This is a genomic window from Candidatus Parvarchaeota archaeon, from assembly GCA_016866895.1.
Classification (GTDB): domain Archaea; phylum Micrarchaeota; class Micrarchaeia; order Anstonellales; family VGKX01; genus VGKX01.
In genome coordinates this window covers 1-5,154 of sequence record VGKX01000087.1, presented here as the reverse complement: position 1 = coordinate 5,154, position 5,154 = coordinate 1, and the positions used below count along the sequence as shown (strand labels likewise).

At 46.9% G+C, this 5,154-nt stretch carries 7 protein-coding genes and 1 tRNA gene; 2 read left to right on the top strand and 6 right to left on the bottom strand.

Annotated elements, in window-relative coordinates; translation table 11 throughout:
- Positions 1-48: 48 nt before the first annotated feature.
- On the top strand, positions 49-480 hold the full coding sequence (locus tag FJZ26_04015) for a 30S ribosomal protein S7 (protein ID MBM3229572.1): 432 nt from the start codon (positions 49-51) through the stop codon (positions 478-480).
- A gap of 137 nt (positions 481-617) precedes the next feature.
- On the opposite strand, the gene FJZ26_04010 is transcribed toward FJZ26_04015, so the two are convergent.
- The 6 genes from FJZ26_04010 to FJZ26_03985 all read right to left on the bottom strand — a co-directional run bounded on the left by FJZ26_04010 (position 618) and on the right by FJZ26_03985 (position 3,969).
- A complete protein-coding gene (locus FJZ26_04010; protein ID MBM3229571.1) occupies positions 618-968 on the bottom strand; it encodes a hypothetical protein in 351 nt (116 codons plus the stop codon).
- 81 nt (positions 969-1,049) lie between these two features.
- Entirely contained in the window at positions 1,050-1,766 is a 717-nt protein-coding gene (locus FJZ26_04005) for a fibrillarin-like rRNA/tRNA 2'-O-methyltransferase (GenBank protein ID MBM3229570.1), read from the bottom strand.
- On the bottom strand, positions 1,763-2,158 hold the full coding sequence (locus FJZ26_04000; protein ID MBM3229569.1) for a response regulator: 396 nt from the start codon (positions 2,156-2,158) through the stop codon (positions 1,763-1,765). The genes FJZ26_04005 and FJZ26_04000 overlap by 4 nt, the downstream gene beginning before the upstream one ends.
- Positions 2,159-2,190: 32 nt before the next feature.
- On the bottom strand, positions 2,191-2,970 hold the full coding sequence (locus FJZ26_03995) for a HAMP domain-containing histidine kinase (GenBank protein MBM3229568.1): 780 nt from the start codon (positions 2,968-2,970) through the stop codon (positions 2,191-2,193).
- Positions 2,971-3,073: 103 nt separating this feature from the next.
- Positions 3,074-3,205, bottom strand: a tRNA-Lys gene (locus FJZ26_03990).
- 62 nt (positions 3,206-3,267) lie between these two features.
- A complete protein-coding gene (locus FJZ26_03985; protein ID MBM3229567.1) occupies positions 3,268-3,969 on the bottom strand; it encodes a hypothetical protein in 702 nt (233 codons plus the stop codon).
- Between the two features lie 58 nt (positions 3,970-4,027).
- On the opposite strand from FJZ26_03985, the gene FJZ26_03980 reads away from it, so the two are divergent.
- Entirely contained in the window at positions 4,028-4,531 is a 504-nt protein-coding gene (locus FJZ26_03980; GenBank protein MBM3229566.1) for a gamma carbonic anhydrase family protein, read from the top strand.
- Positions 4,532-5,154: the final 623 nt, after the last annotated feature.

Sequence of the window (5,154 nt, the reverse complement as noted above, 5' to 3'; positions counted from 1 at the left end):
GTTTGAAAAAGGGGCGTCAACATTGTCGAGCGGCTTGTAAACAAGCTAATGCGAGGCGGCACTGGTGAAAAAACCTCAGGAAAAGTCATAAGGACGCATGGCAAGCTGTCCGGAAAAAAACTAAAGGCAATAAAGATAGTCGAAAAGGCGCTTTCAATTGTTGCTGAAAAAACAAAGAAAAACCCAATACAGCTTCTAGTTGATGCGGTTCAAAACTCTGCCCCAAGGGAGGACTTTACAAGAGTCTCGTTTGGAGGCGTGTCTTACCAGGTCGCAGTTGACGTGTCTGCGCAGCGCAGGCTTGACATGGCGCTGAGGAATCTCACGCTTGCGGCAATCATGGGCGCATTCAGGAACAAAAAGACGCTTGCAGACGCGCTTGCAAACGAGATAGAAAATGCAGCCCGCGGAGATGCGGTTTCATCCTACTCAATAAAGAAGAGGGACGAAACTGAGAGGATGGCAAGGTCAGCAAGGTAAGCCAAGGACCTTTGCAGAACTTCTTTTTCTCTTTATTTTTTACATGCCCACGTCCTGGCTGGAACATGTCAGAAAACCATCTTTGGCAGCTTAAGCCATCTTTGGGCCATTAATCCGTCAGCACAATGGCTATTGTTTCAGGCAAAAAATGCCAACAGGAAGCTTAGGACTGCAACAGCAAGAAAAACAGGCGTGTCGACAATTGCCTGCTTGTGCACTTCCTTTGCAAAAAGTATTTCAATCGTGCCGCAGGCAAAAACCACAAGCTCAATGGCTATTATCCTGCCCCAGCAGCCAAAGTCGGATTCAGCCCCTTTCTCCAGGCTGAAGGTGCAAATTGACTTCCCAAAAGAGTAGAACATGGAGCCGGAGTTTTCTGTAAATGTAAACTTTGCAAATGAGGCAAGGAAAATGCCTGCCAACAGGCCTGTGAATAAAAGAGTCAGAAACCTGTTGTCGCCTTTGCCTCCTCCGTGGTGGGACGCCATAACCAAAACCGGCTTTATTTGCACGTTTGCTGTTTTTCTTTCAAACTATTTTGCCAAACCTGCCTAAATGCAAACATTTTATTATTTTTTCCTTAATGCAAGGAATAGGTGGTCGTAGTCGTAGGGGGCAAGTTCTATTTCCCGCATGACATCAAAGTCCTGCCCAAGCTGCTTTTTGACCATCGCAAACACGTCCTGGGGCCTTGCGGTGACATCGATGCTTTGGGACTTGACGCACAGGTACGCAATGCCGCCTTTTTTCAGAAACATTTGGGAATTTTTTATCAGTATCTGGGCCTGGTCTGGCTGTGCAACATCCTGGTATATAGCATCCACCTTTGGAATTTCAGAGTAGTCCTGCGGCTTTCTTGCGTCAGCCAGTATGGGAAACATGTTTGGTCTTGACTCGCAAACAGCTACAAGGTCCCTCAGGCTCCTCTGTGCAAATTCAACGCAATAGACCTCGCCACCCTTGCCAACAATGTCGGAGATATGGGAAGCTGTAGTGCCAGATGCAGCGCCAAGATAAAGCACTTTGGAGCCGGGGGCAATCTCAAGGCTTCCAAGGCCCTTTTTTATTGCGCCTGCAAGCTTTGAGCGAAACAGGTCCCATACCCTATACTCGCCATTGGTCCCCCTATCTTCAGGCACTCCTTGGCTTTGCACAGGCACTATTTTTTCCCCGTAAACTCTTTTCCCAGGCGCTAGGCTCAGGGTAGCTAGCTTGCCGTCTATCAGGTAAACTGTTTTGAAAACCTGTTTTATCTCCACAAAAGCCACCTGCAAGACATCCCTCATAGCGTGTAGGCCGGCTTGTGCAGCGCATCTTTCACATGCTCAACCAGTACGGAGGGTGTCACAGTCTTGCTTAAAAAAACAAGTCCCTTGTAGCTTTTGCTCAGGTCCTGCCCAAACACTTCTGGCAAACCTATCGCAGAATAAACGATGACTCCTGTCTTTGTCTTTAGCCTTTTCATTTCCTTTAGGACATGGTGGCCTGAAACAACCGGCATCATAAGGTCAACTATGACTAAATCAAAATCTTCCTGTTGCATTTTTTCAAGGCCGGTCTTGGCATCCTTTGCAGCCTGGGTGTTTTTGAAACTCTGTGACTTGAACAAAAGCGTAATGCTGTCCCTAACCTCGGCCTCATCGTCAATTATCAGTATTTTTGCATCCTTTGGACCCATCTGCCCACCTGTGTTGCATTGTGTGCTTTTTCCTAATGCTTCTTTATCGGAAAGGTTATTTTAAATATTGCCCCCTGCGGCCTGTTTGGCTCATAAACCACATCCCCTCCATGGGCCTTAGCAATCTTTTTTGATATGAACAGGCCAACCCCCGTACCAGGCCCCCCGGGGTCGCCCTTGTAAAACTCCTTGAAAAGCTTTTTCATTTGTGTTTTCCCTATGCCTTTTCCAGTGTCAGAAACGCTTACTACTGCGTGCCTGCCCTCCAAGTGCAAGTCGATTCCTACCTCTCCCCTGTCCGTGAACTTAACCGCATTTGAAATCAGGTTGTCAATCGCAAAGGTGACAAGCCTGTCATCGCCGATAATCGCCGGGTCGTGGCCGTTATGCGTATACTTAATTGCGAGGCCTTTCACTGCGGCAAAGTCCTTGTGCAGCTCAAACGCTGTTTTTACAAGCCGCCCCAGGTAAATATCATTTTTTTGTATTTGCCCTCCTCTTTCCATCCGCGAAAGTTGTATTATCTCCTCGATTTTTTTCTTCAGCCTCACAATGTTGTGCTTGAGCATGCGCATGGAAAGTTCCTTCTCATGGCTGTCCAATTGCCCTGAAAACAAGGCTGAAAGGTTCATTTCAACTACGGCAAGGGGGGTTTTTAGTTCATGGCCTATGTCAAACAGATACTGGTTCCTTGTCTTTTCCAGCTTTTTGAGCCTCTTATTCGCTTCAAGCAAGGCCCTTGAATTTTGCCTCACCCGCTCCTTCAAAATCCGCTTGTGCGCCTTTAGCTTTTCGTAACTGGCTTTGCCCATGCAACAATAGTGCCCTAAACAGTTTTTATGCGTTTGCTTGCACCAACTCAAAAGCTAAAAAAAGCCTAAAAAAGAGACGAAGATGTCGGCACTTGTTTTGAATCGGGCCCGGAGGGATTCGAACCCTCGGCTTCCTGATTGCTTCCTTCCTGATCAAGTTGGTGCAATCTGTCTTGCCGCACCAATAAATTGGAATTAAAAGTCAGGCACTCTGGCCAAGCTGAGTTACGGGCCCAATCTGAGGATTATGTTTGTGCATGGGGAATTTTAAAGCCTTATTATTTTGGCGAAGTGTCCTTATTTTTCTCTCTTTCCTGCCAGTGCCACCACGTTGTAAATATCCCACTTCAAATCCTTCTTTTTCTCAAGCTCGCCGTGCATTTGGCTAACAAGTGCGGCTTTGGCTGCCTTGTACTTGTCAGGAGGAAGCACAGCGTTTCCTATGGCATTTCTTATATTTTTTACATTGAAGCAGAACATGGAGTCGTGGACGTTTTCACAGTTATGCCCAAAATACAGGTCAGAGCAGTAGCCGCAGCAGTCAATTTCAAAACAGCGTGTCTGCTGGGTGCAAGAGTAGATGTTTATGCAATGATTCGAGTCAAACGGCGAGTCGCAGCCAAAAAGATACTGGCAGCTTCGCGGCCAGAATGAGTAGCCGATGTACTTTGAATACACAACCGCCGAAGACCTGTAGCAGCTTGCCGAGTCGACGGAAATAGTGGACTCAATTATGTTTGTGTTTGTCCCTTCATCCATTTCCACATTGCAAACAGCGTATTTGAGGTTTTTGGCATAGTCGTCTGTTGAAAATGCAACGTTAGTGCCGGACTTTGCAGATTTTCTGAAATAAACCGGGTCAGACATTTCCTTTAACCAGGCCGCATATGCTGAAAGTTCCCCAACTGGTTTTCCTAGAATAATGCCACAGGCAAGTTTCCAGCGCTTGTCCAGCTCGCCATACACTTCATTTGCATTGCCCTCGTTATCTATTTTCATGGTATCAATCTAACTAGTACCATCAAATCTTATAAACAGTTGTTGCCCAGACTAGATTATGTCATTTATCCATCCAAACTCACTTCTTGAGCCTAAGGAAAATATAAGGCTTGGAAAAAACGTCTACATTGCCGCATTTGCCTGTCTGCGGGCTGACGAAGGCGGAATAATAATTGGCGACAACACAAGTGTACAGGAGTCGTGCGTTGTTCATGGAGCCAACCCTGGTGTTGAAGCTGGCGCTGGAGCTAGTGCTGGGGTTGAAATAGGCAAAAATGTTACTGTTGGGCATGGCGCAATAGTGCATGGCTGCAAAGTCGGGGGCAATGTGCTTGTTGGCATGAATTCAACCCTTCTGACTGGGTGCATTATCGGCGAGTGGTCAATAATTGCCGCAGGCGCTGTTGTGCTTGAAGGGCAAATAATCCCTCCAAAAAGCCTTGTGGCAGGCGTGCCTGCAAAAATCCTGCGCCAGACAAATGAAAAAGACAGGGAGCTTATCAAAGCCGCGTGCGAGAACTACTTAAGCAAGCTGAAGAAGATGGGAAAATATGAAGGATAAGCGCTTTGCTTGTTCTTTGTGCCAGTCTTGCCTTTTTACCTTCTAATTACCTTGGCATTCTTCCACAGCAGCTCAAACTTTTTCCTGTACGCGTTTGCCGTGCGCCTGCTTTTAATGGTAATCACGTGCACTGGTTCGGAGAATATTACAATTGCCACCTTGTCCCCGAAAACCTGGAAAGATGTTGCGGAATCAAAGTATTTTTTCGGCAAAGCAGCATAAGTAGTCGTTTGTTTAGGGGCTGGCAAATACGTTTCGCCTTCGCATACAAGCACGCGCTCCTTTAGTCCTTCGCGCTTGAGTGCCTCAAACAGCCGCTCTACTGCAAGCCTGTCAGCTTCCATAAATTTGCGCTCGTCTACGCCAACAAGAAGCGAGTCGCCCCCAAGCCTTTTCATTGTCTCAACATAATCGGCAAAGTGCGCCCTGATTGCCCGTTTGCCGCCATAGACAACAACCTCGCATTCCTTCTCCTCGGTTTCATATCTTTTCAGCTGTTTTTCCAATTCCCCCAAACAGTCGAGTTTTTCCTGCATATAATCGCGAATGCCGCCAATGCTTCTGCCTTTGTAAAATGTTTTTCCGTTAAGGTTGGAGGAGCCAGCAAGCCCCTTCTCTTCAAG